The organism is Burkholderia sp. NFPP32 (genome assembly GCF_900119325.1).
Lineage (GTDB): Bacteria > Pseudomonadota > Gammaproteobacteria > Burkholderiales > Burkholderiaceae > Burkholderia > Burkholderia pyrrocinia_C.
Genome location: NZ_FPJP01000004.1, coordinates 233,123 through 254,933, shown reverse-complemented (window position 1 = coordinate 254,933; position 21,811 = coordinate 233,123). Strand labels below are relative to the sequence as shown.

Here is a 21,811-nt window from a genome sequence, read left to right as displayed (position 1 = left end):
GATGCGGCCGCGTCGCTCGTATCATGCGGGCTGTGACGTTGATCACGTTCACAGGATTCCGATCTCGATGCCGTTCGCCCGTGAGGCTGAACGGCTCTTTTTTTATGTGCCGCTCCCGGCGAGCATGCGCCGCCGCGCATCGAGCCGCGCGAGCAGCGCGCGCCTCGCGTCGTCGTCCGACGCACGCCATCCCTTGATCTCGTCGCGCGTGCGCAGGCAGCCCGCGCACCAGTCGGTGCGCGGATCGATCCTGCAGACGTCCGTGCACGGCGATGCGACCGTGCCGACCGGCACCGACACCGGTACGTCGCTCATGCGTTGTCCCGCAATGCGACATCCGCGACCGGCGCACCCGTCAGCGACACGAGTTCGTGCGGCGACAGGTTGAACACCGCGTGCGGATGGCCGGCGGCCGCCCACAGGCTGTCGAGCTCGAGCAGGTCGGCGTCGATCAGCGTGACGGGTTCGACGAGATGGCCGATCGGGCAGACGCCGCCGATCGCATAGCCGGTGTTGTCGCGCACGAACTTCGCGTCCGCGCGGCCCACTGCGCCGACCCGCGCGGCGACCTTCTTCTCGTCGACGCGGTTGACGCCGCTCGCGACCACGAGCACGGGCGCGTCGTCCGACTGCCGGCGAAACAGGATCGACTTCGCGATCTGCGCGACCGAGCAGCCGAGCCCGGCTGCCGCCTCGGCCGACGTCTTGCCGGTTTCGGCGAGCATCACGATGCCTTTCGCATGGCCGCGCTCGCGCAGCAGCAGCGCGACTCTTCGCGCGGAATCGGGGAGGGAATCGAATGAAGCAGGTGTCGTCATGTTGAGGAATCCATGGAATGCCGGGGTCAGACGCAGTTCGCGGCGTCGGCCGCGCTCTGCGCCTTGGCGAGCAGCGCGCGACCGGCGCGCGACACGTTCGTGCGGCCGATCGCGTTCGAGATGAAGTCGCCGGCGGCGACGACCTGCGCGAGATCGACGCCGGTGTCGATGCCGAGGCCCTGCATCAGGTACAGCACGTCCTCGGTCGCGACGTTGCCGGTCGCGCCCTTCGCGTACGGGCAGCCGCCGAGGCCGGCGACCGACGCGTGAAAGATCTCGATCCCTTCGAACAGCGCAGCGTAGATGTTCGCGAGCGCCTGGCCGTAGGTGTCGTGGAAGTGGCCCGACAGGCGCTCGCGCGGGAACACGCGCGTGACGGCCGACAGCACTTCGCGCGTGCGCTTCGGCGTGCCGACGCCGATCGTGTCGGCGATGTCGATTTCGTCGCAGCCGAGCGCCGCGAAGCGTTCGACGACGTCGACGACCGACGCGACCGGCACCTCGCCCTGGTACGGGCAGCCGAGCGTGCACGACACGCTGCCGCGCAGCCGCAGGCCCGCATCCTTCGCGGCCTTCGCGACGGGCTCGAAGCGCGCGATGCTCTCGGCGATGCTGCAGTTGATGTTCCGCTGCGAGAACGCCTCGCTCGCCGCGCCGAAGATCACGACTTCGTCGGCGCGCGCGGCGAGCGCGTTCTCGAAGCCCTTCAGGTTCGGCGTGAGCACCGAGTACACGGTGCCCGCGCGGCGCTCGATGCCGGCCATCACGTCGGCGCCGTCGGCCATCTGCGGCACCCATTTCGGCGACACGAACGACGCGGCCTCGATGTTGCGGAAGCCGGCGCGCGACAGGCGGTCGACGAGCGCGATCTTCACGTCGGTCGGCACGAAGGTCTTCTCGTTCTGCAGCCCGTCGCGCGGGCCGACTTCGACGATCTTGACGGCGGTGGGGAAGCTCATGGTTGTCTCCGGTTTTGTCTGTATTCAGTAGCCGCGCGCGTAGTCGACGATGCCGCCGACGCGCTCGCCGCGCTCGAATGCGCGGATCTTGCCGGCGATCTGCTCGACGGCCTCAGCGCGCAGCGTTTCGGCCGAGCTGTGCGGCGTGATCGTGATGCGCGGTGCGCGCCAGAACGGATGGTCGTCCGGCAGCGGTTCGTGCTGGAACACGTCGAGCGTCGCCGCGGCGATCCGGCCGCTCACGAGCGCGTCGAGCAGGTCGGCCTCGACGAGATGCGTGCCGCGCGCGACGTTGACGACGTACGCGCCGGGCGCGAGTCGCGCGAACGCGCGCGACGACAGGATGCCGTCGGTGTCGGGCGTGCTCGGCAGCAGGTTGACGAGCACCTTCGCACCGTCGATGCACGCATCGAACGCGCCGTCGCCGGCGAAGGTCGCGATGCCGTCGAGCTGCTTCGCGCCGCGGCTGTAGCCGCGCACCGGCAGGCCGAGCGCGGCGAGCGCGTGCGCGACCTGCGCGCCAAGCACGCCGAGGCCGAGCACGGCGACGGTGAACGTTGCGCGCGGATGCGGCTCGAGCGGGTGCCAGCGGCGCTCGCGTTGCTGCGCGTCGTATTCGTCGAAACGGCGCAGGTAGCGCAGTACCGCGTGCGTCACGTATTCGACCATCTGCCGTGCCATGCCCGAATCCTCGAGCCGCACGAGCGGCACGTGCGCGGGCAGCGTGCCCGGATGCGCGCGGTCGAGCGCGAGCAGCGCGTCGACGCCCGCGCCGAGGTTGAAGATCGCGCGCAGGCCGTCGCGCGGCGCGAAGAACTCGCGCGGCGCGCGCCATACGAGCGCGTAGTCGGCGGCGGCCGTGTCGCCCGGCTGCCATGCGCGCAGTTCGGCTTCCGGCAGCGCGTGCGCGATCTCGTCGCGCCATGCGGCGGCTTCCTGGTGCGGGGAGTAGAACAGGATCTTCATTGCGTGACTTCGCGCGCGCCGGCGAGGCTCGTCACGGGAAAGGCGAGAGGGGCCGGGCGCAGCGCGCCGGCGGGCGTAGCGGACATCGGGCGTCTCCTGACGACCGGGCCCGGCGCGTCGACGCCGGGCCCGGTTCCGTGTGAAGCTGACGGGAAGCCCACATTCTACGGTTTCGACGCGAATCGCGCCGTCGCGCGGGCCGGCGCGCGCAAAAGCAAAGCACAAAATATTGGTTCGGCCGCCGGGCGCCGCGCGCCACAATCGAAACTCGTCTTCAAGCAAGCGAGGGCAATCATGCGCGCATGCAGCAAATCGGCGTGGCCGCCGCGGCTCGTCACCGTACCGGGCCTGCACGGCAGCGAAGGCGCTCACTGGCAGACCTGGCTCGAGCGGCAGTTCCCGCGCTCGCTGCGCGTCGAGCAGGACGACTGGGATGCGCCCGATCTCGCGCGCTGGGCGCAGTCCGTGCGCGCGCTGCTCGACCGCGAGCGCGGCCCGTTCGTGCTCGCCGCGCACAGCTTCGGCTGCCTCGCGGCCGCGCATGCGCTGGCGCAGTGGCCGCATACGGGCGATGTCGCGGGCGTGCTGCTCGTCGCGCCCGCCAGTCCGAAGAAATTCACGTTTGCCGGGCCGTTCGACGCGCGCCGGCTCGCGGTGCCGTCGATCGTGATCGGCAGCGAGACCGATCCGTGGATGCCGCTCGCCGATGCGCGGGCGCTCGCGCAGCGCCTGGGCAGCGCGTTCGTGAACCTCGGCGACGCCGGGCACATCAATACGGCAGCCGGCTTCGGGCCGTGGCCGCGCGCGAAGTACTTCGTCGACACGCTCGTCCATTGCGCGGCGCCGCTGCGCTTTCGCGATGCGGACGACGGCTTCGAGACCGCGCTCGTCGACCGCGCGCTCGCGCACGCGGTCTGACCACCTCGGTTCTGCGGTCGGGGGCGGAAACGGCGCGATCAGCCCGGCGAAGATGCAGCGGCGGCCGACGCGGCCGCGTTCGACGCGGGCTTCGCATCGTCGTCGTCGTCGGGCGGGTAGTGCACGACGGGCGGTGCGAGCGGCGCGGCATCGGACGCGGCGGCATTCGCGGTCGCATTGCTGTTGAACGCGCTGGCGGAGCCGCTCGATGCGCCGGCCTGCTGCGAGGCGTCGGCCGCGTGCGCGTCGTGCGGCGCGTCGTCGCTGCAGGCGGCGACCAAAGCGGCGGCACAAAGAACGACGACGGCGGAAACGCGACGCATGACTTCTCTCCTGGCAGGCTGATCGGGAAACGTTTTCGAGTATGCCGATACGATGCGACGTTTCGGTGAATCGTTTGCGATCGGTGAGTGATCGCGAAACGCTTTCGTCAAATTAACGGATTACTTTCGCGTGCGTGCGGCCATCGCCGACCGCCGGCTGTCAGCGCCGCGGTGTCCTGCGCCGTACTTCGCTGCGCAGCCAGTCGAGCCAGGTGCGGATCGCCGCTTCGTGCGGATGGCCGGGGCGCCACACGACGTAGTGCGCATACACGTCGGTCACGCGCACCGTCGACACGCGCACGAGCGTGCCGGCCGCGAGTTCGGGCTCGATCAGCGAGCGGCGTGCGAGTGCGACGCCGCGCCCTTTCAGCGTCGCGTCGATCAGCGCGTTCGCATCGGTGAAGCGCGGCGCGCGCGCGGATTCGGTGAGGTCGAGCCGCGCGGCCTGGAACCACGGTTCCCACGGCTGCGCGGGATGGCGCAGCAGCGTCGCGCGCACGAGATCGGCCGGCGCGCGCGGCGCGACGCCGTCGCGATTGCGGTACACGGGGCTCGCGACCGGAAAGATCGTCTCGTTCATCAGTTTCTCGGCGACGACGCCCGGCCACGTGCCGGGCCCGTAGCGCAGCGCGACGTCGATGCGGTCGCGCTTGCGCAGCGGCGCGAGCGTCGCGTCCGGGTGCAGCGCGATCGCGATGTGCGGATGCGCGGCCGAGAAGCGCGGCAGGCGCGGCGCGAGCCAGCGCTCGGCGACGCTCGGCAGCACGCTCACGTTCAGCGTGACGTCGCAGGTGCGCGGGCGGCTGCGCACGGCGAGCGTCGGCTCGAATGCGCGTTCGAGCACGCTCAGGCCCTGGCGCACCTGCAGCGCGAGCGCGTGCGCGGCGTGCGTCGGTGTCGCGCCGTTGCGCTCGCGCGTGAAGAGCGGATAGCCGAGCTGCGCCTCGAGCGTGCGGATGTGCTGGCTGACCGCGCCTTGCGTGAGTGCGAGTGCATCGGCCGCGCGCGTGAAGCTCTGCAGCCGCACGGCGGCCTCGAACGCGCGCAGCGTCTGCAGCGGAGGGAGGTGGATGCGTCGCATGCGGATATTAGTAACACTAATGTCCGAGCACGACAATTCATCGTTTGCGGCGCCCGGCCGCGCGTTCCTACACTCGGTTCCGTCTTCCACAGCCCGGTCGGGCCACACCATCATGAACGCATACCGTCTCTATCTTTCGCCGGGCGCCTGCTCGCTTGCCGCTCACATCGCGCTGGAGGAAACCGGCGCGCCGTTCGACGTCGAGATCGTCTCCCTGCAGAAACGGCAGAACCTCGACGCGCGCTATCTCGCGATCAACGCGAAGGCGCGCGTGCCCGTGCTCGCGATTCCGGGCGAGCCGCGCGTGCTCACCGAAACGCCCGCGATCCTCACGTATCTCGCGCGCCGTTATCCGGATGCGCGATTGCTGCCGCTCGACGATCCGCTGCGTGAGGCGCGCTGCCACGAATGGCTCGCCTGGCTGGTCGGCTGGGTGCATGGCGTCGGCTACGGCGCGCTGTGGCGGCCGGGCCGCTTCATCGGCGACCCGGCCCTGCACGGTGCGGTCAGCACGCACGGGCGCGGCACGATCGATGCCGCGAACGAGAAGATCGAAGCCGCGCTCGCTGACGGCCGCACATGGGCCGAACCGGGCGGCCATTCGATCGTCGATCCGTTCCTGCTCGTGCTGTATCGCTGGGGCGTCGCGATCGGGCTCGACATGACGCGGCATCCCGCGTGGACCGCCCATGCGCAGCGCGAGGCCGAACGGCCGGCCGCGCGGCGCGCGCTGGCGCGCGAGGCGGGCTGACAGCGCGAGCCAGCCCGATCGATCGCGCGCCGGTTTCGTCTCCGGGTTCGTTCGCATAACGAAATTCGAACACGTCCAATTGCCATGCCATGTCCATTCATGTTGAATGAGAATCATTCTCGTCAATGAGGTGGAGTGAACATGAGTCGTTGCATTGTGTCGAGCGCGACGCCGCCGCGTCGCGCGACTGCTTCCGTTGCGTTCGCGATGATGACCTGTGCGGCCGCACCGGCGTGCGCGGAAGAGGTGGACTCGCGGCAGGCGCCGCACCTGAGTCCGATCTTCGTGCAGGGCGACCGCGACACCGGTTCGCGCGTCGACCGCTCCGGCTCCGCGAAATACGCGACGCCGCTGCTCGACGTGCCGCAGACGATCACCGTCGTGCCGCGCGCGGTGCTCGACGAGCAGCAGGCGCTGAGCCTGCGCGAAGCGCTGTCGAACGTTGCGGGCATCACGTTCAACGCAGGCGAGGGCGGTGGCGGATCGGGCGACATGTTCAACATCCGCGGCTTCGGCGCGAACGCGAACCTGCAGCTCGACGGCCTGCGCGACAGCGCGCAGAACAATCGCAGCGACCTGTTCAACGTCGAGGCGGTCGAGGTGATCAAGGGGCCGAACTCGGTGTTCGGCGGCGCGGGCACCACGGGAGGTTCGGTGAATCTGGTCAGCAAGGCGCCGAAGGCCGGTGCATTCACGGAAGCCGGTGCGACGCTCGGCACGTCCGACTACCGGCGCGTGACGCTCGATGCGAACCGGCCGCTGCCGGGTACCGACGGCAGGGCCGCGTTCCGCCTGAACGCGATGGCGCACGTCAACGACGTGCCGGGCCGCGACGACATCCGCAAGCGGCGCTGGGGCGTCGCGCCGTCGCTCGCGTTCGGCCTCGGCACGCCGACGCGCGTCACGCTCGGCTATTTCCACCAGGACGACAACAACCTGCCCGACTACGGATTGCCCGCGCACGGCGGGCAGGTGCTGGGCGGCGTGTCGCGCGACAGCTATTTCGGCTGGCGCAACCTCGACCGCGAACGCATCACGTCCGACGCGTTCACCGTGAAGGCCGAGCACGACGTGTCGTCGAACCTGAAGCTGCAGAACCTGAGCCGCTATGCGCACCTGCATCGCGACACGGTGATCTCCGCGTCGCACGTGAACCTGCAGGGGTTGCCGCCCGGGCGCTACAAGCCGGCCGGGCCGCAGGGTTACGGCCGCGATGCGTCGACGGCGATGTGGGCGAACCAGACGAACGTCACGAGCACGTTCGGCACGTTCGGGCTCGGGCACACGCTCGTTGCCGGCTTCGAGATCTCGCGGGAAACGTACGACCGCACGACCTATTCGTACGGGCTCAACCGGTTCTACCCGGCCGGCGGTTTTCCGCTCGCCGCGCCGCCCGGCGACTGGCGCGGCCCCGCGCAGCGCCAGGACAGCGCGCACAACGACACGGCGCTGGTCGTGAAGGCGCTCTACGCGTTCGACACGATCGCGCTCGGCCGGTACTGGGACGTCGACGTCGGGCTGCGGCACGACTGGATCGACGGCCGCTCGGAAGGCACGCCGGCCGGCAAGCCGACCGAGCGCGCGGACAGCGCCGACCGTCACCTGAGCACGCGCGCCGGGCTCGTGTTCAAGCCGACCGACAACGGCCGTGCGTATTTCGCGTACGGCACGTCGTTCAATCCGTCCGCCGAGTTTCTCGTCACGACGGGCTCGGGCGTGAGCGCGGCGACGGGCGCGCTCGCGCCCGAGAAGAACGAGAGCTTCGAACTCGGCGCGAAATGGGAGGGACTTGCCGGCGTCGCGCTGAACGGCGCGCTGTTCCAGACCGAAAAGAAGAACGCGCGCGAACGGATGGCCGACGGCAGCTACGCGCTCGTTGGCCGGCAGCGCGTGCGCGGCATCGAGCTCGGTGCCGCCGGCAAGGTGACGCCGCGTTGGGACGTGTTCGCGAACTACACGTATTTGGCGAGCGTCACGCTGAGTTCGCCGTCTTCGCCGCGCCGCGACGGGCAGGCGCTCGGCAACACGCCGCGGCACGCGTTCAATCTGTGGACGACCTATCGGCTGCCGGCCGGCTGGACGGTGGGCTATGGTTCGCATTTCGTCGGCCGGCGCAACGTGACGTCGCAAGGCGACGGCAAGCTTGGCGCGTACTGGGTGCACAACCTGATGGCCGGCTACGACGTGAGCCGCCGGCTGCGTTTCCAGCTGAACGTCGACAACCTGTTCGACCGCGCATATGTCGAGCGCGTGCGGCAGGTGTCGGGAAGCGAATCGCGATCGTCCGCGGTCGAGTTCGGCGACGGTCGCTCGGCGATGCTGTCGGCCGTGTACAAGTTCTGACGGTTTGCGCGTGCCCGCTACCGCGAGAACAGCGGATAGGTCGCGCCGGCGACCAGCGCGGCCGCGAGCCAGACCATGCTCCACGAACTGACGGCGAGCAACGGCGGAATCGCGAGCGGCGTCGCGAACAGCCCGAGGTAGACGATCGTGTTCGCCATCCCGAGCGCGGTGCCCGCGTGGTTCGCGCCGGCGAGCGTCGCGAGCTCCGTATACGCGACTCCGTGCCATGCCGATACGCAGACGCCCGCGAACACGAGAATCGCGACGATCGCTGCGAGCGGCACGTGCGGGCTGCCGGCCGTCGCGGCTGCAAGCAGCGCAAACGACCCGGCGGCGACGAGCACCGAACCGCGCAGGTACGCGCGGCGGTTGCCGTGCCGGTCGGTATGACGGCCGCTCCAGACGCGCATCACCATCGCGCCGAGCTGCAGCGCGACCATCGCCGCGCTGATGCCGGCGAGGCCGAGCCGGCCGAAGTCGTGCAGGAACACCGTCGCGAACGTGAGCACCGCGAACTGCGGCGTGCACAGCAGGCCCATGCCGAGCACGATGCGCCACACGCGGCCGCTCGCGAGCGGGCCGCGCGCATGCCGAGCGGGCTGCTGCTGCTCGACGGAGCGAGGCACGGAGCCGTGCTCTGCGGCCGCCGCGGCGGGCGGCTCGTGCAGCCAGCGCCAGGTCAGCGCGGCCGATGCCGCGCACAACAGCATCAGCACACCGAACACCGCGGCGAAACCCAGGTGTGACGCGAGCGACGGCAGCAGTGCCGCGCCGATGCCGCCGCCGAGCGGTACGGCCGTCTGGCGGATGCTCATCGCGAGGCCGCGTTCGCGCTCGCCGAACCAGCGCATCACCGCGCGCCCGCTCGACCCGTTCACGCTGCCGCCAAGCAGGCCGACGCAGCTCATCATCGCGACGACGCGCATCAGCGGCGGCACCGCGTGCGCGGTCGGGACGATCGTGCACACCATCAGCGCGAGCATCGCGGCCGTCGCGACGAGCCCGGACAGCAGCACGCGGCGATCGCCGAAGCGGTCGGCGGCGATCCCCCAAGGCAGCTCGGACAGCGCGACGCCGAAGCCGAGCGCGCCGAGCACGAGGCCGAGCGCGCCGTTGTCGAGGTGATAGGCCGTGCGCATCCACACGGCCGTGGTCGGAATGCCGGCCGCGGCGGCCGAAAAGCTCATGTTCGCGGCGACGCCGGCCGCCAGCACGCGCCAGCGGTGGGCCGGGCCGCGCGCGTCGCGGGCGGGCGAGGTCGGGGAGGCGATGCAGATGGTATCCATGGTGGCAGGCCCAATTGGAAATTGACATCGACAGTCTGGCGGCCTACATTCATCCTGAAAATTGGAAAGTTTTTGATGAATCGTTCGGTAAAACAGGATGATTGACGTGCCCGGACAAGACCTTCCCCGTGGCGGCGACGAGCCGCCCGCAATGGCCGATGCCGCGCAGGCCCGGCCCAATTTCGACGTGGCGGCGCTGCGCAGCCTCGTCGCGGGCGTGGATCTCGGCAGTTTCGCGAAGGCGGCCGACCGTGTCGCGCGTTCGTCGTCGGCAGTGAGCGCGCAGATCCGCAAGCTCGAGGAGCAGGCCGGCACGCCGCTGTTCGTGAAAGCCGGGCGCGGGCTCGCGCTGACCGACGCCGGCGACGCGATGCTGCGCTACGCGCGGCGGATGATCGAGCTGAACGACGAGGCGGCCGCGGCCGTGCGCGGCGTGAATCTCGACGGCTGGGTGCGCGTCGGGCTGCAGGAGGATTTCGGCGAGGCGATCCTGCCCGACGTGCTCGGGCGATTTGCGCGCGCGCATCCGAAGGTGCGGATCGAGGCGCGCGTGGCGCGCAATGCCGATCTGCTCGACCGGCTCGATGCGAACCAGCTCGATCTCGCGCTCGTATGGGGCGATCCGGCGTCGGCGGCGCTCGTGTCGCGGGCAGGGATCGACAGCGAAGCGATCGCGCAGGTGCCGATGCAATGGATCGGCGCGGTGGGCGCGGGCGGTTTCGGGATGCCGGACGGCGGCGGGGAGGGGGCGGAAGACGGTGCGGCACCGGTTGCGCGCGGCGAAACGGGCCGCGAAACGGGCGGAGAAGCGGGCGGCCGTGCCGTGCGCGCGCCTGGCGAGCCGCTGCCGCTCGTCGTGTTCGACCGGCCGTGCCGGTTCTTCGGCGCGGCGACCGATGCGCTCGACCGCGCGGGCGTGCCGTGGCGCGTTGCATTCACGACGCCGAGCCTCGCCGGGCTATGGGCGGCGGCGGCGGCCGGCCTCGGGCTGACGGTGCGCTCGCACTACGGGCTGCCCGCGTCGGTGCGCGTGCTCGACGCGGCGTCGTCCGGGCTGCCCGAACTGCCGAGCCTGCCGCTGATCCTGCTGCGGCGCACGTCGTCGGCGACGCCGACCGTCGACCGGCTCGCGCGGATCGTGACGCAGGCGGTGCGGGATGCGACGGAGGGGGCGGTGGCGGCGCTGGTGGCCTGATACGGGTCGACTGGCATGCGTTCAGCTGAACGTTCGGCCTATTGGAGCAACGGGGCGAATGTCGCGACAATGGTGATCACTCAATGGACGGAGCTCATCATGCAAGTCGCAAACCTCCAGGAAGCCTCGCTCGATCTGCAGCGGCTGGTCGATGCCGCGATCGCGGGCGAACGCGTCGTGATCATGCAGGACGGCAAGCAGTCGGTCCGGCTCGTGCCGCTCAGGCCAATTCATTCATTCGGCGCCCTCGAGGGGCAGATATGGATCGCCGATGACTTCGACGCACCGCTTTCCGCCGAAGAGCTTGCCGCGTTCGTAGGGAAGTAATGAGGCTGCTGTTCGATACGCACATCTTTCTGTGGGCGCTGGCGAACGATCCAAAACTGAGCGTTCGTGCGCGTAATCTGATCACCGCTGCCGACGAAGTGTTCATCAGCAGCGCGAGCATCTGGGAAGTGGCGATCAAGGCAGGGAAGGGAAAGCTGGACGTCGATGTGGATCGGTTGGTCGACAGGATCGACGCGAACCAGTACCGCGAACTGCCGGTTCGGGCCGCGCACGGCGCGGCCGTGCGCCATCTGCCCCATTATCATCTCGACCCGTTCGACCGGCTGCTTGTCGCGCAAGCGCGGTACGAACCGCTGCTGCTTATCACCGCGGACGGCCATCTTTCGCAGTATGGCGCGTCGCGGATTCTGACGGTCTGAAACAGTTTTTGGAGCGAAATCCTACGCTGCCGCGACAGCTTGCGCAGACGCTTCCAGTTCGGCACAAAGCTTGGCCAGCCGCTCCCGCAACCCGTCGCTCGCCGGCACGAACGGCAGCCGCAACCCGTCCTCGCACCATCCTTGCGCGGCCAGCACGGCCTTCACCGGCGCCGGGTTCGGCTCCGCGAACAGCGCCGCGACGAGCGGCTGCAGCGCGACCGACAGGCGCCGCGCATCGGCGAGCCGCCCGTCGCGCAGCAGCGCATGGATGCGCACATGCCATTCGGGCAGCACGTGCGCGCTGCTGGCAATCGCGCCGTGCGCACCGGCGCACAGTGCCGCGAAGTTCTGGTTGTCGTCGCCGGACAGGATCGCAAGCGGCGTGTCGTGCACGAGCCGGCTCATCCGGTCGAGCGTGCCGCCGCATTCCTTGATGCCCGCGACGCGCGGGTCGCGCGCGAGCGCCTGCAGCGTTTCCAGTTCGACGTTCACGCCGGTGCGGTACGGGATGTTGTAGACGAGCACGGCCAGGTCGGCCGCGTCGACGATCGCCTCGACATGGCGGCGGATGCCGTCCTGCGTCGGCCGCACGTAGACGGGCGGCGTGACGAGCAGCCCGTCGGGCCGCAGCGCGGCGAGTTCGCGCGCGCGAGCCGCCGCGACATGCGTCGCGCTCGCGGTCAGCCCGACGACGATCGGCAGGCCAGGCGCCGCGTCGCGCAGCGTCGCGAACACGGCGTCCTGTTCGCGCGCGTCGAGCAGCACGCCTTCACCGGTCGTCGCGCCCGCGACGAAACCCGCGATGCCCGCGGCCGCATAGTGGCGCGCGAGCCGCGCGAGCGGCGCATGATCGACTTCGCCGTGGTGGAACGGCGTGACGATCGGCAGCCAGATACCTTCGAAACGTGTGTGCATGCAAAGCCTCATGGTGGAAACGGAGTGGGAAGGAACCGTTCCGCCGGCGGAGTGCCGGAACGAGGCATGCGGGCAAGGAGAAAGAAACGACCTGCGGGCATCCCGTCCGGCATTCGCCTGACGGGACGCGACGTCCCCGTCAGTCGAGGAGTCGTTTTTTCAGTTTCAGCCCGGCCGCGCGCGCACCTGCCGCGACGGCGGCGAGGATCGGGAGCGAGCGCAGGGCAGCGGACATGGATGAACCGTGAAGTGGGCTGAACGGCGATCTTAACACCGGATCTGGCGCGCGCGCGAGCGTCCGCCGCCGTTTAGCAGGATTCGAGATTTGCTTTCCACGACTGATTGGAAAGCGCGCCGCGGCCGGCCGCTAGAATGCCCGCTTACGTTTCGATGACAGCGCGTACGCGTGCCGTCACGCACATTCACCACCACTGGAAACGGGGCATATCACGATGGCAAGCATCAAGGGAATCGGCCGCTGGCTGCACACGGGCGCGGCGGCGGCGCTGGTCGTGGCGGCGACGGTTGCGCACGCGGACACGTCGATCCTGAACGTGTCGTACGACGTGACGCGCGAGCTGTACAAGGACATCAATGCGAGCTTTGCCGCCGCGTACAAGCAGAAGACCGGCGAGACGGTCGCGCTCAAGCAGTCGCACGGCGCGTCGAGCGCGCAGGCGCTGTCGGTACTGCAGGGGCTGCAGGCCGACGTCGTGACGATGAACCAGCCGAACGACATCGACCTGCTCGCCGAGCGCGGCCAGCTGCTGCCGAAGGACTGGCGCGCGCGCTTCCCGGACAACAGCTCGCCGTACTCGACGACGATGGTGTTCCTCGTGCGCAAGGGCAACCCGAAGGCGATCAAGGACTGGAGCGATCTCGCGAAGCCGGGCGTCCAGGTGATCATCGCGAACCCGAAGACGTCGGGCAACGGCCGCTACGCGTATCTCGCCGCGTGGGGCTTCCAGAAGCAGAAGGGCGCGACCGACCAGCAGGCGCTCGACTTCGAGAAGGCGATCTTCCGCAACGTGCCGGTGCTCGACTCGGGCGGCCGAGGCGCGACGACGACGTTCACGCAGCGCGGCATCGGCGACGTGCTGGTCACGTTCGAGAACGAAGTCGCGCTGATGGATACCGGCGCGTCGGGCGCGCAGTTCGACGCCGTATATCCGTCGGCGAGCATCCTCGCGGAGCCGCCCGTCGCCGTCGTCGACAAGGTCGTCGACAAGAAGGGCACGCGCAAGGTCGCGCAGGCGTATCTCGACTACCTGTACACGCCGGAAGCGCAGGAGATCATCGCGCAGCATCATCTGCGCCCGCGCGACGCGAACGTGCTGAAGAAGCATGCGGCCGAGTTCAAGTCGCTGAAGACGTTCAGCGTCGAGCAGGTCTTCGGCAGCTGGGCGAACGCGCAGAAGACCCATTTCGCCGACGGCGGCACGTTCGACCAGGTGATCGTCGACCGGAAGTGATAACGGCGCGCACCGCGCGCTTGTCCGCACGATGACGATGCAGCCGGCTGCTTTCATGCGGCCGGTTTTTTTCGACGCTGTGCGGCCGCCCGCGTCCGGCGGCGCGGCAAATTTCCATTCCGAATCGGCGCGCATTCCCGGCCGCCGCCGCGCGTGCTACGCTCATCGCCTTCCTGCAACCGGCATCGCGCGATGAACGTCGATTCGTCCTCCCCCGCTTCCCGCGGCCGTGGCCGCAAGATCTGGTCGGGTACCCGCCCGGTGATCGCGTACGGGATGCCGCCGCTCGGCTGGCGCGACTTCTATCACCGCGCGCTGACGGTGAGCTGGCCCGTGTTCTTCCTGTCGCTCGCGGTGCTGTTCCTGCTGCTCAACGGCGGCTTCGCGATGCTCTACATGCTTGGCCACGCGCCGATCGCGAACCAGTCGCCGGCCGGGTTCGGCGGCGCGTTCTTCTTCAGCGTCGAGACGCTCGCGACCGTCGGCTACGGCGACATGCATCCACAGACCACTTATGCGCACCTGGTCGCGACGTTCGAGATCTTCGTCGGGATGTCGAGCATCGCGCTGGCCACGGGGCTCGTGTTCGCGCGGTTTTCCAGGCCGCAGGCGAAGATCCTGTTCGCGCGCTATGCGATCGTGCGGCCGCTGAACGGCCGAATGACGCTGATGGTGCGCGCCGCGAATGCGCGCCAGAACGTGATTGCCGAGGCGCAGGCGAAATTGCGGCTGATGCGTGTCGAAGGCACGCACGAGGGCTACTCGCTGCGCAAGATCCACGACCTGCCGCTCGTGCGCAGCGAGCATCCGATCTTCCTGCTCGGCTGGAACCTGATGCACGTGATCGACGAATCGAGCGCGCTGTTCGGCGAGACGCCCGAATCGCTCGCCGCGCGCGACGCGTCGCTGCTGATCACGATCGAGGGCTCGGACGAGACGACCGCGCAGGTCATGCAGGCGCGTCACTCGTGGGCACATGGGGAGATCCGCTGGCGTCACCGCTATGTCGACCTGATGCACGACGAAGACGGCATCACGCACATCGACTACACGCATTTTCACGACATAGTGCCGGTCGACGCCGACACCGACGAGCGCGGTTCGCCGGGCGTGGTGGTCGACGCGGGCGCGGCGGCGCAGGGGCCTGCTGCGTAGGTGTGCTCGAGGGGCGGCGGGCGCCGCCCCGCATGCGTTACGCGTGCAGCAGACGTGCCGCTTCGCGTTGCTCGATCGCGACCGCGCGGCGGAACGCGTCGCGGTCCTCGGCTCGCGCGACGTAGTCGCCGAGCACGCCTTCGTGCGGTAGCAGATGCGCGTCGAACGCGATCTTCAGCGTGCTGGCGAGCAGCAGGTCGGCCGCGGTGAAGCGCTCGCCGACGAGCCAGGGGCTGTGGGCGAGCGTCTGCGCGAGCGCGCGCTGCACGCGCGTGATGTTGCCCCAGCCGAACGCGACCGGATTGCCCGATGCGCCCGTGAACTTCTCGGCCATTGCCGGTTCGAGGCAGGTCGGCGTGAAGAACATCCATTGCAGGAAACGGCCGCGCAGCGGATCGTCGGGTGCGATGCCGAGCCCGGCGCCGGGGCAACGGTCGGCGAGATAGAGCAGCACGGCGCCCGATTCGGCGAACGGCGCGCTGCCGTCGTCGAGCGCGGGCAGCTTGGCCATCGGGTTGACCTGGACGAACGCGTCGCTGCCCTGTTCGTGCGAGCGCAGGTCGATCGGCACGAGTTCGTACACCACGCCGATTTCCTCGAGCATCCACAACGCCCGGAATGCCCGGGTCTTCGGCCAGTAGTAGAGCTTCATCGTGCCTCCGCGTTTGGGTGCAGGCAGGGTCCGGTGGATGCTCAAGCGTACCCGAGCGCAGGAGGTTCGGCCAGACGCGCCCGGCCAGGGGCGGCCCGCTGCGCGCGTCTCGTCCGGTGTGTTGTGTCGGACATGAATCGGGTGGAAGGCCGGGCGAAGCCCGCTGTTACAAGGATTCTTCGAATAACTAGTTATATTGAAACTAGTTATGAATAACGTCGAAAAATCCCGGTGTAAGCCTGCGTCACTACAATGCACCGCCTCTCCCGCTGCACTCGTGCACATGGCAGTGCAGGCATTCATCCGTGATCGCGACGCTTCGCGCAACGCGGGAATCTTCAACCCGGCGCCGCTGCCGCGCACCCACCGCCGGTTCGACCGCGCATGGAGACAAGCAACGAATGGCAAACGACGATCGCACCACGATCATTCCGCGAAGAACGCCGGAATCGGCGGCCATGGTGGCCGAGGTCAAGCGAGCGATGGCGATTACCGCGCGGCTCAACCGTCTGACGTTCGACGATGCGGCAGAAGTTCGCGCGCTGTTCAGCGAGCTGATTGGCACGCAGGTGGACGACGGCTTCGTGCTGATCCCGCCGTTCCATGCGACGGGCGGCACCGGCATGAAGATCGGGCGCAACGTGTTCGTCAACCAGAACTGCACGTTCTACGACCTGGGCGGGCTCGAGATTGGCGACGACGTGATGATCGGGCCGAACGTCAGCCTCATCACGTCCGGCCATCCGGTCGAACCTTCCCGGCGGCGCGACTGCGTCGTCGCGAAGCCGATCGCGATCGAACGGAACGTGTGGGTCGGCGCGGGTGCGACGATCATCGGCGGCGTGACGGTGGGCGAGCATTCGGTCGTCGCGGCCGGGGCCGTCGTTACCAGGGACGTTCCGCTGAATACGCTGGTCGGCGGCAATCCGGCAACGGTCATCCGTTCGATTGCCGAGTGAGGTTGCCCGGAGTGCGAGTCGGCTTGAGTCAGCGCAATGGGCCGGATGTGGACAACCCACCCTCAAGGCGACTCGAAACGCTGTGCATTTGAATGGTGAGGGTGCCGCCAAGGCTGTCTGGACAGGGCTTTCCGGCTATTGCCCGATTGCCGCGCGTCGATGCGCAGGCCGCTTCCGCCGATGTGCCGATGCATGTTCCTTCGCGCGCTCCGTTGTGGATATCCGGCACCGAAACGACTCGCAGCCCTGTGCATTTCACCGGTGAGGGTGACCGGATGCCACGTAATGCATGAAGAGGGTTGTGGATAACCAATCCAAGGAACGACGCGAAATGCTGTGAAATTCAGCGGTGAGTGTCGGTGCCCGATCGCGCGAAGCGCCTGCTCCGGCGCGGCTTCCCGATCTCCGGCGCGGTTCCGGGCGCCGCGCATTCTAGCCGAACGCGTGCATGCGTGACCGAACGTCGAGTGCGTGGCGGCGTGGATATCCGGCTCGGGAAGCCAATCGAAGGGCTGTGCATTTTAACGGTGAGCGCGGGTAAGTGGTCCGCAGCGAGCGGATTTCATTGCGCGTATCAACCTTCTCAAGCGACTCGAAGCGCTGTGTAATTCAATGGTGAGCGTGAGTGCGCCATCGGCGGACAGCCGGTCAAGACGCAGCCGTTCGGCCGACAACGTCGTCTGAAGCGCCGCGCATTTCGGGCGCGGGAGCGAGTACGCTATCGAGGGCAACGCGGATTCTCGTGTGGATATCCGGCCAGCCAAACGACTCGCGGCACTGTGTATTTCGAAGGTGAGTGTCGACGCCCGATTGGACAGCGTGCCGATGCCGGCGTGGACTTCCGGTCGTCGTGGCCCTCGGAAACGTACTTCGCCGGCCGACTCACGGATTCTCGTCCATGTGGATATCCGCCTCTCAAAGTCACTCGAAGTGCTGTGGTTTTCAACGGTGAGGGTGCGCGCGAGACCGGACGACAGGGTCGGTTCGGGCGGTGGATAACCACTACCGCAGCCACTCGAAGCGCTGTGTATTTCAACGGTGAGAGCGCCCTTGCGATTGCGCAGCGTAAGTGTTCCGGTGTGAATGTCCGGTCGACAAACCCACTCGCGATCCTGTGTATTCGATCGGTGAGAGTGAATCTCGGATCGACGAAACGAGCCGATCCCGATGTGGATATCCACCGCCGAAATCCACTCGCCGCGCTGTGAATTTCAACGGTGAGCATCGGCGCCCGAGCGAACCGGATACCGATTTCGGATGTGGACATCCCTCCCCCAACGCCACTCGAAACGCTGTGCGCTCGAACGGTGAGCGCGCGATCCCGATCGGCTGAAGGGCGCAGCATTGTGGACATCCCGCGCCCCCGGCCAATCGGAATGCTGTGCATTTCAATGGTGAGGGTGACCGCCACCGACCGCTGAAACCCTTGTCGCACGAGGCGCGAGCGCCCGCCGCCGCGCCGGCCGGCTGTCTTCGGGCCCGCACCGGTTGTTCCCGCAAACCACCCGGCCGTCCCGACACCCCGCCAATCCCGCTCGACCACCGCGCGCGAAAACTCTCTCAAATCCCGATAAAAAGCTGCGCAGTTTTTCTCGCTGCGGGCCCGCCCGAGCAAGAAGAGAAAAAACATTCTCGTCTGCGCGCGAAAAAATAGAGCCATTCGCTGCCGCCGATCACGCGTCGTCCGACGCCCCGCCGCGCAGCCCAGAACAGCACAATCAGGAGACTTCCCCCATGACCGCCCGCCTGCCCGTCGACGGCCCGCCCGCCTTGTCCGACTACCGCCTGACCGACAACCTGACCGCGACGCGCGGCCGGATCTTCCTGACCGGCACGCAGGCGCTGGTCCGCCTGCTGCTGATGCAGCGCACGGTCGACACCGAACAGGGGCTCAACACGGCCGGCTTCGTCAGCGGCTATCGCGGCTCGCCGCTTGGCATGGTCGATCAGCAGTTGTGGAAAGCGCAGAAACTGCTCGACGGCAGCGGCGTGCGCTTCCTGCCCGCGATCAACGAGGAACTCGGCGGCACGGCCGTGCTCGGCACGCAGCGTGTCGAGGCCGATCCCGAGCGCACGGTCGAGGGCGTGTATGCGATGTGGTACGGCAAGGGCCCGGGCGTCGACCGCGCCGGCGACGCGCTGAAGCACGGCAACGCATACGGTTCGTCGCCGCACGGCGGCGTGCTCGTCGTCGCGGGCGACGACCATGGCTGCGTGTCGTCGTCGATGCCGCACCAGAGCGACTTCGCGATGATCGCGTGGCACATGCCGGTCGTGAACCCGGCGAACATCGCCGACATGCTCGAATTCGGCCTGTACGGTTGGGCACTGTCGCGCTATTCGGGCGCCTGGGTCGGCTTCAAGGCGATTTCGGAAACGGTCGAGTCGGGCTCGACCGTCGACCTCGACGGGCTGCAGACGCAGTGGCCGGCGCCGGCGGGCTTCACGCCGCCGCCGGGCGGCCTGCACAACCGCTGGCCCGACCTGCCGAGCCTCACGATCGAGGCGCGTCTCGCCGCGAAGCTCGACGCGGTCCGCCATTTCGCGCGCACCAACAGCATCGACAAGTGGATCGCGCCGAGCGCGCAGGCGAACGTCGGCATCGTCACCTGCGGCAAGGCGCACCTCGACCTGATGGAAGCGCTGCGCCGTCTCGACCTGACGGTGGCCGACCTCGACGCGGCCGGCGTGCGGATCTACAAGGTCGGCCTGTCGTATCCGCTCGAGATGACGCGCATCGAGACCTTCGTCGACGGGCTCGCCGAAGTGCTCGTGATCGAGGAGAAAGGCCCGGTCATCGAGCAGCAGATCAAGGATTACCTGTACAACCGCACGGAAGGCGCGCGTCCGCGCGTGCTCGGCAAGCACGACGCCGCCGGCGCCTGCCTGCTGTCCGAACTCGGCGAGCTGCGCCCGTCGCGCATCTTGCCGGTGTTCGCCGAATGGCTCGCGCGGCACAAGCCGGCGCTCGACCGCCGCGAACGCGTCGTCGATCTCGTCGCGCCGCAGATCCTGTCGAACGAGGCCGACGCGGTGAAGCGCACGCCGTACTTCTGCTCGGGCTGCCCGCACAACACGTCGACGAAGGTGCCGGAAGGCTCGATCGCGCAGGCCGGCATCGGCTGCCACTTCATGGCGTCGTGGATGGAGCGCGACACGACGGGGCTGATCCAGATGGGCGGCGAGGGCGTCGACTGGGCCGCGCACGCGATGTTCACGAACACGAAGCACGTGTTCCAGAACCTCGGCGACGGCACCTACTTCCACTCGGGCATCCTCGCGATCCGCCAGGCGGTCGCCGCGAAAGCAAACATCACGTACAAGATCCTCTACAACGACGCGGTTGCGATGACGGGCGGCCAGCCGGTCGACGGCAGCATCTCGGTGCCGCAGATCGCGCGGCAGGTCGAGGCGGAAGGCGTGTCGCGCTTCGTCGTCGTGTCCGACGAACCGGAGAAGTACGACGGCCATCACGGGTTGTTCCCGAAGGGCACGACGTTCCACCACCGCAGCGAACTCGACACGGTGCAGCGCGAACTGCGCGAGACGCCGGGCGTCACCGTGCTGATCTACGACCAGACCTGCGCGGCCGAGAAGCGCCGCCGCCGCAAGAAGGGAGAATTCCCCGACCCGGACAAGCGCCTGTTCATCAACGAAGCGGTGTGCGAAGGCTGCGGCGACTGCGGCGTGCAGTCGAACTGCCTGTCGGTCGAGCCGCTCGAGACGCCGCTCGGCCGCAAGCGCCGCATCGACCAGTCGTCGTGCAACAAGGACTATTCGTGCGTGAACGGCTTCTGCCCGAGCTTCGTGACGGTCGAAGGCGCGGCGCTGAAGAAGGCCGCGGGTGCCGCGTTCGACGAAGCGGCGCTCGCCGTGCGTGTCGACGCGCTGCCGGTGCCGGCGACGCATCTCGACGCGGCGCCGTTCGACATGCTCGTGACGGGCGTCGGCGGCACGGGCGTCGTGACGGTCGGCGCGCTGATCAGCATGGCCGCCCACCTCGAAGGCAAGAGCGCATCGGTGCTCGACTTCATGGGCTTCGCGCAGAAGGGCGGCTCGGTGCTGTCGTTCGTGCGGATCGCCGCGAGCGACCGATGGCTGAACCAGGTGCGCATCGACACGCAGCAGGCCGACGTGCTGCTCGCGTGCGACATGGTCGTCGGCGCGAGTGCCGAAGCGCTGCAGACGGTGCGTCACGAGCGTTCGCGGATCGTCGTCAACACGCACCGGATCCCGAACGCGTCGTTCGTGCAGAACCCCGACGCGAACCTGCATGCGGACGCGCTGCTCGAGAAGATGCGTCACGCGGCCGGCGACGGCTACCTGTCGAGCTGCGACGCGCAGGCGCTCGCCGCGAAGTTCCTCGGCGACTCGATCGGCGCGAACATCCTGATGCTCGGCTACGCGTGGCAGCTCGGCCTCGTGCCGGTGTCGCTCGCCGCGATGATGCGCGCGATCGAGCTGAACAACGTCGCGGTGCCGATGAACAAGCTCGCGTTCTCGATCGGCCGGATGGCGGCCGGCGATGCGGCGGGCCTCGATGCGTTGTGGAACGCGCGTCATGCGGTGGCCGCGCACGCCGCGCCGGAAACGCTTGCCGAACTGATCGCCGATCGCGAAGCGCGTCTCGATGCGTACGGCGGCGCGCGCTACGTCGAGCGCTACCGGGCGCTCGTGAACGCGGCGGCCGCGAAGGGCGACGACGCGTTGACGCGCGCGGTCGCAACGACGTTCTACCGGCTGCTCGCGGTAAAGGACGAATACGAGGTCGCGCGGCTCTACTCGGACGAGGCATTCCGCACCGCGCTCGAAGCGCAGTTCGAAGGCGTGCCGGGTCAGGCCTATCGCGTGAAGTTCAACCTCGCGCCGCCGACGGTCTCGAAGGCCGACCGCGACGGCGGCGTGCCGAAGAAGCGCGTGTTCGGCCAGTGGATGTGGCCGGTGTTCGGCATGCTGGCGCGCGTGCGCAGCCTGCGCGGCACGTGGCTCGATCCGTTCGGCCGCACCGTCGAGCGCAGGATGGAACGCGCGCTCGCCGACGACTACGAGACGACGCTCGCCCGTGCGCTCGCCGCGACGACGGCCGGCAATGCGGCGCAGGTCGCGCAGCTGGCCGACCTGCACGCCCGCGTGCGCGGCTTCGGTCACGTGAAGGTGCGCAACCTGGCCGGCGTGAAGCGCGCGGAGCGCGAGCTCGCGCTGCAGCTCGGCATCGACGCGGCGACGAGCGCGGCCGTGCAGCACGCGCTCGACGAGATGAAGGGCGCGGGCATGCTGAAGGGGATTCCGGTCGTCGTCGCGAAGTAACGCG

Annotated in this window: 19 protein-coding genes; 10 read left to right on the top strand and 9 right to left on the bottom strand. The window is 68.7% G+C overall.

Going from position 1 to position 21,811, the window contains the following annotated elements:
• Window positions 1-102: 102 nt before the first annotated feature.
• The 4 genes from BT264_RS10480 to BT264_RS10465 are packed head-to-tail and all read right to left on the bottom strand — an operon-like array spanning window position 103 to window position 2,743.
• Window positions 103-315: a DUF1289 domain-containing protein gene (locus BT264_RS10480; protein WP_072437453.1), complete on the bottom strand. Its 213-nt coding sequence runs from the start codon at window positions 313-315 to the stop codon at window positions 103-105.
• Window positions 312-818: a YbaK/EbsC family protein gene (locus tag BT264_RS10475; RefSeq protein WP_072437452.1), complete on the bottom strand. Its 507-nt coding sequence runs from the start codon at window positions 816-818 to the stop codon at window positions 312-314. The genes BT264_RS10480 and BT264_RS10475 overlap by 4 nt, the downstream gene beginning before the upstream one ends.
• Window positions 819-844: 26 nt before the next feature.
• Window positions 845-1,777, bottom strand: coding sequence for a hydroxymethylglutaryl-CoA lyase (locus BT264_RS10470; RefSeq protein WP_034179209.1), 933 nt, complete (start codon window positions 1,775-1,777; stop codon window positions 845-847).
• 24 nt (window positions 1,778-1,801) lie between these two features.
• Complete coding sequence (locus tag BT264_RS10465) at window positions 1,802-2,743, bottom strand: 2-hydroxyacid dehydrogenase (RefSeq protein WP_072437450.1); 942 nt, start codon at window positions 2,741-2,743, stop codon at window positions 1,802-1,804.
• Window positions 2,744-3,037: 294 nt separating this feature from the next.
• On the opposite strand from BT264_RS10465, the gene BT264_RS10460 reads away from it, so the two are divergent.
• The gene (locus BT264_RS10460; protein WP_072437449.1) at window positions 3,038-3,661 is read left to right on the top strand and encodes an RBBP9/YdeN family alpha/beta hydrolase; all 624 of its coding nucleotides are present in this window, start codon (window positions 3,038-3,040) and stop codon (window positions 3,659-3,661) included.
• A gap of 38 nt (window positions 3,662-3,699) precedes the next feature.
• Here the strand turns inward: BT264_RS10460 and BT264_RS10455 are convergent, their stop codons facing one another.
• Complete coding sequence (locus BT264_RS10455) at window positions 3,700-3,984, bottom strand: hypothetical protein (protein ID WP_072437447.1); 285 nt, start codon at window positions 3,982-3,984, stop codon at window positions 3,700-3,702.
• A gap of 160 nt (window positions 3,985-4,144) precedes the next feature.
• Window positions 4,145-5,065 carry a LysR substrate-binding domain-containing protein gene (locus BT264_RS10450; protein ID WP_072437446.1) on the bottom strand — a complete coding sequence of 307 codons (921 nt, stop codon included), beginning with the start codon at window positions 5,063-5,065 and terminating at the stop codon, window positions 4,145-4,147.
• 112 nt (window positions 5,066-5,177) lie between these two features.
• Here BT264_RS10450 and BT264_RS10445 point away from each other — a divergent pair, with 112 nt between their 5' ends.
• Complete coding sequence (locus BT264_RS10445; RefSeq protein ID WP_072437444.1) at window positions 5,178-5,816, top strand: glutathione S-transferase family protein; 639 nt, start codon at window positions 5,178-5,180, stop codon at window positions 5,814-5,816.
• Between the two features lie 141 nt (window positions 5,817-5,957).
• A complete protein-coding gene (locus BT264_RS10440) occupies window positions 5,958-8,159 on the top strand; it encodes a TonB-dependent receptor (protein WP_072437442.1) in 2,202 nt (733 codons plus the stop codon).
• Between the two features lie 17 nt (window positions 8,160-8,176).
• On the opposite strand, the gene BT264_RS10435 is transcribed toward BT264_RS10440, so the two are convergent.
• Complete coding sequence (locus tag BT264_RS10435; RefSeq protein ID WP_072437440.1) at window positions 8,177-9,445, bottom strand: MFS transporter; 1,269 nt, start codon at window positions 9,443-9,445, stop codon at window positions 8,177-8,179.
• Window positions 9,446-9,551: 106 nt separating this feature from the next.
• On the opposite strand from BT264_RS10435, the gene BT264_RS10430 reads away from it, so the two are divergent.
• Genes BT264_RS10430 through BT264_RS10420 form a run of 3 tightly spaced genes read left to right on the top strand, consistent with a single transcriptional unit; the run spans window position 9,552 to window position 11,347 of the window.
• The gene (locus BT264_RS10430) at window positions 9,552-10,640 is read left to right on the top strand and encodes a LysR substrate-binding domain-containing protein (RefSeq protein ID WP_371287071.1); all 1,089 of its coding nucleotides are present in this window, start codon (window positions 9,552-9,554) and stop codon (window positions 10,638-10,640) included.
• Between the two features lie 15 nt (window positions 10,641-10,655).
• The gene (locus BT264_RS10425) at window positions 10,656-10,967 is read left to right on the top strand and encodes a type II toxin-antitoxin system Phd/YefM family antitoxin (protein ID WP_110281344.1); all 312 of its coding nucleotides are present in this window, start codon (window positions 10,656-10,658) and stop codon (window positions 10,965-10,967) included.
• Window positions 10,967-11,347 carry a type II toxin-antitoxin system VapC family toxin gene (locus BT264_RS10420; RefSeq protein ID WP_072437437.1) on the top strand — a complete coding sequence of 127 codons (381 nt, stop codon included), beginning with the start codon at window positions 10,967-10,969 and terminating at the stop codon, window positions 11,345-11,347. Before BT264_RS10425 ends, BT264_RS10420 begins: the two co-directional genes overlap by 1 nt.
• A 21-nt stretch (window positions 11,348-11,368) precedes the next feature.
• On the opposite strand, the gene dapA is transcribed toward BT264_RS10420, so the two are convergent.
• Entirely contained in the window at window positions 11,369-12,262 is an 894-nt protein-coding gene (dapA, locus tag BT264_RS10415; RefSeq protein ID WP_072437435.1) for a 4-hydroxy-tetrahydrodipicolinate synthase, read from the bottom strand.
• Window positions 12,263-12,714: 452 nt separating this feature from the next.
• On the opposite strand from dapA, the gene BT264_RS10405 reads away from it, so the two are divergent.
• Together BT264_RS10405 and BT264_RS10400 are read left to right on the top strand one after the other, a co-directional pair.
• The gene (locus BT264_RS10405; protein WP_072437433.1) at window positions 12,715-13,734 is read left to right on the top strand and encodes a sulfate ABC transporter substrate-binding protein; all 1,020 of its coding nucleotides are present in this window, start codon (window positions 12,715-12,717) and stop codon (window positions 13,732-13,734) included.
• Between the two features lie 192 nt (window positions 13,735-13,926).
• Window positions 13,927-14,889 carry an ion channel gene (locus BT264_RS10400; RefSeq protein WP_072437431.1) on the top strand — a complete coding sequence of 321 codons (963 nt, stop codon included), beginning with the start codon at window positions 13,927-13,929 and terminating at the stop codon, window positions 14,887-14,889.
• A gap of 37 nt (window positions 14,890-14,926) precedes the next feature.
• On the opposite strand, the gene BT264_RS10395 is transcribed toward BT264_RS10400, so the two are convergent.
• The gene (locus BT264_RS10395) at window positions 14,927-15,541 is read right to left on the bottom strand and encodes a glutathione S-transferase family protein (RefSeq protein WP_072437429.1); all 615 of its coding nucleotides are present in this window, start codon (window positions 15,539-15,541) and stop codon (window positions 14,927-14,929) included.
• Between the two features lie 401 nt (window positions 15,542-15,942).
• Here BT264_RS10395 and BT264_RS10390 point away from each other — a divergent pair, with 401 nt between their 5' ends.
• Window positions 15,943-16,500 (top strand): sugar O-acetyltransferase, encoded by a 558-nt coding sequence (locus BT264_RS10390; RefSeq protein ID WP_072437427.1) that lies wholly within the window; start codon window positions 15,943-15,945, stop codon window positions 16,498-16,500.
• Window positions 16,501-18,234: 1,734 nt separating this feature from the next.
• The gene (locus BT264_RS10380; protein WP_072437426.1) at window positions 18,235-21,807 is read left to right on the top strand and encodes an indolepyruvate ferredoxin oxidoreductase family protein; all 3,573 of its coding nucleotides are present in this window, start codon (window positions 18,235-18,237) and stop codon (window positions 21,805-21,807) included.
• The last annotated feature ends 4 nt before the right edge of the window (window positions 21,808-21,811 follow it).

Excerpts from the sequence above, each read along its gene's own strand:
- BT264_RS10480 (WP_072437453.1), bottom strand. The coding sequence starts at position 315 with ATGAGCGACGTACCGGTGTCGGTGCCGGTCGGCACGGTCGCATCGCCG.
- BT264_RS10475 (WP_072437452.1), bottom strand. The coding sequence starts at position 818 with ATGACGACACCTGCTTCATTCGATTCCCTCCCCGATTCCGCGCGAAGA.
- BT264_RS10470 (WP_034179209.1), bottom strand. The coding sequence starts at position 1,777 with ATGAGCTTCCCCACCGCCGTCAAGATCGTCGAAGTCGGCCCGCGCGAC.
- BT264_RS10465 (WP_072437450.1), bottom strand. The coding sequence starts at position 2,743 with ATGAAGATCCTGTTCTACTCCCCGCACCAGGAAGCCGCCGCATGGCGC.
- BT264_RS10460 (WP_072437449.1), top strand. The coding sequence starts at position 3,038 with ATGCGCGCATGCAGCAAATCGGCGTGGCCGCCGCGGCTCGTCACCGTA.
- BT264_RS10455 (WP_072437447.1), bottom strand. The coding sequence starts at position 3,984 with ATGCGTCGCGTTTCCGCCGTCGTCGTTCTTTGTGCCGCCGCTTTGGTC.
- BT264_RS10450 (WP_072437446.1), bottom strand. The coding sequence starts at position 5,065 with ATGCGACGCATCCACCTCCCTCCGCTGCAGACGCTGCGCGCGTTCGAG.
- BT264_RS10445 (WP_072437444.1), top strand. The coding sequence starts at position 5,178 with ATGAACGCATACCGTCTCTATCTTTCGCCGGGCGCCTGCTCGCTTGCC.
- BT264_RS10440 (WP_072437442.1), top strand. The coding sequence starts at position 5,958 with ATGAGTCGTTGCATTGTGTCGAGCGCGACGCCGCCGCGTCGCGCGACT.
- BT264_RS10435 (WP_072437440.1), bottom strand. The coding sequence starts at position 9,445 with ATGGATACCATCTGCATCGCCTCCCCGACCTCGCCCGCCCGCGACGCG.
- BT264_RS10425 (WP_110281344.1), top strand. The coding sequence starts at position 10,656 with ATGCGTTCAGCTGAACGTTCGGCCTATTGGAGCAACGGGGCGAATGTC.
- BT264_RS10420 (WP_072437437.1), top strand. The coding sequence starts at position 10,967 with ATGAGGCTGCTGTTCGATACGCACATCTTTCTGTGGGCGCTGGCGAAC.
- dapA (WP_072437435.1), bottom strand. The coding sequence starts at position 12,262 with ATGCACACACGTTTCGAAGGTATCTGGCTGCCGATCGTCACGCCGTTC.
- BT264_RS10405 (WP_072437433.1), top strand. The coding sequence starts at position 12,715 with ATGGCAAGCATCAAGGGAATCGGCCGCTGGCTGCACACGGGCGCGGCG.
- BT264_RS10400 (WP_072437431.1), top strand. The coding sequence starts at position 13,927 with ATGAACGTCGATTCGTCCTCCCCCGCTTCCCGCGGCCGTGGCCGCAAG.
- BT264_RS10395 (WP_072437429.1), bottom strand. The coding sequence starts at position 15,541 with ATGAAGCTCTACTACTGGCCGAAGACCCGGGCATTCCGGGCGTTGTGG.
- BT264_RS10390 (WP_072437427.1), top strand. The coding sequence starts at position 15,943 with ATGGCAAACGACGATCGCACCACGATCATTCCGCGAAGAACGCCGGAA.
- BT264_RS10380 (WP_072437426.1), top strand. The coding sequence starts at position 18,235 with ATGACCGCCCGCCTGCCCGTCGACGGCCCGCCCGCCTTGTCCGACTAC.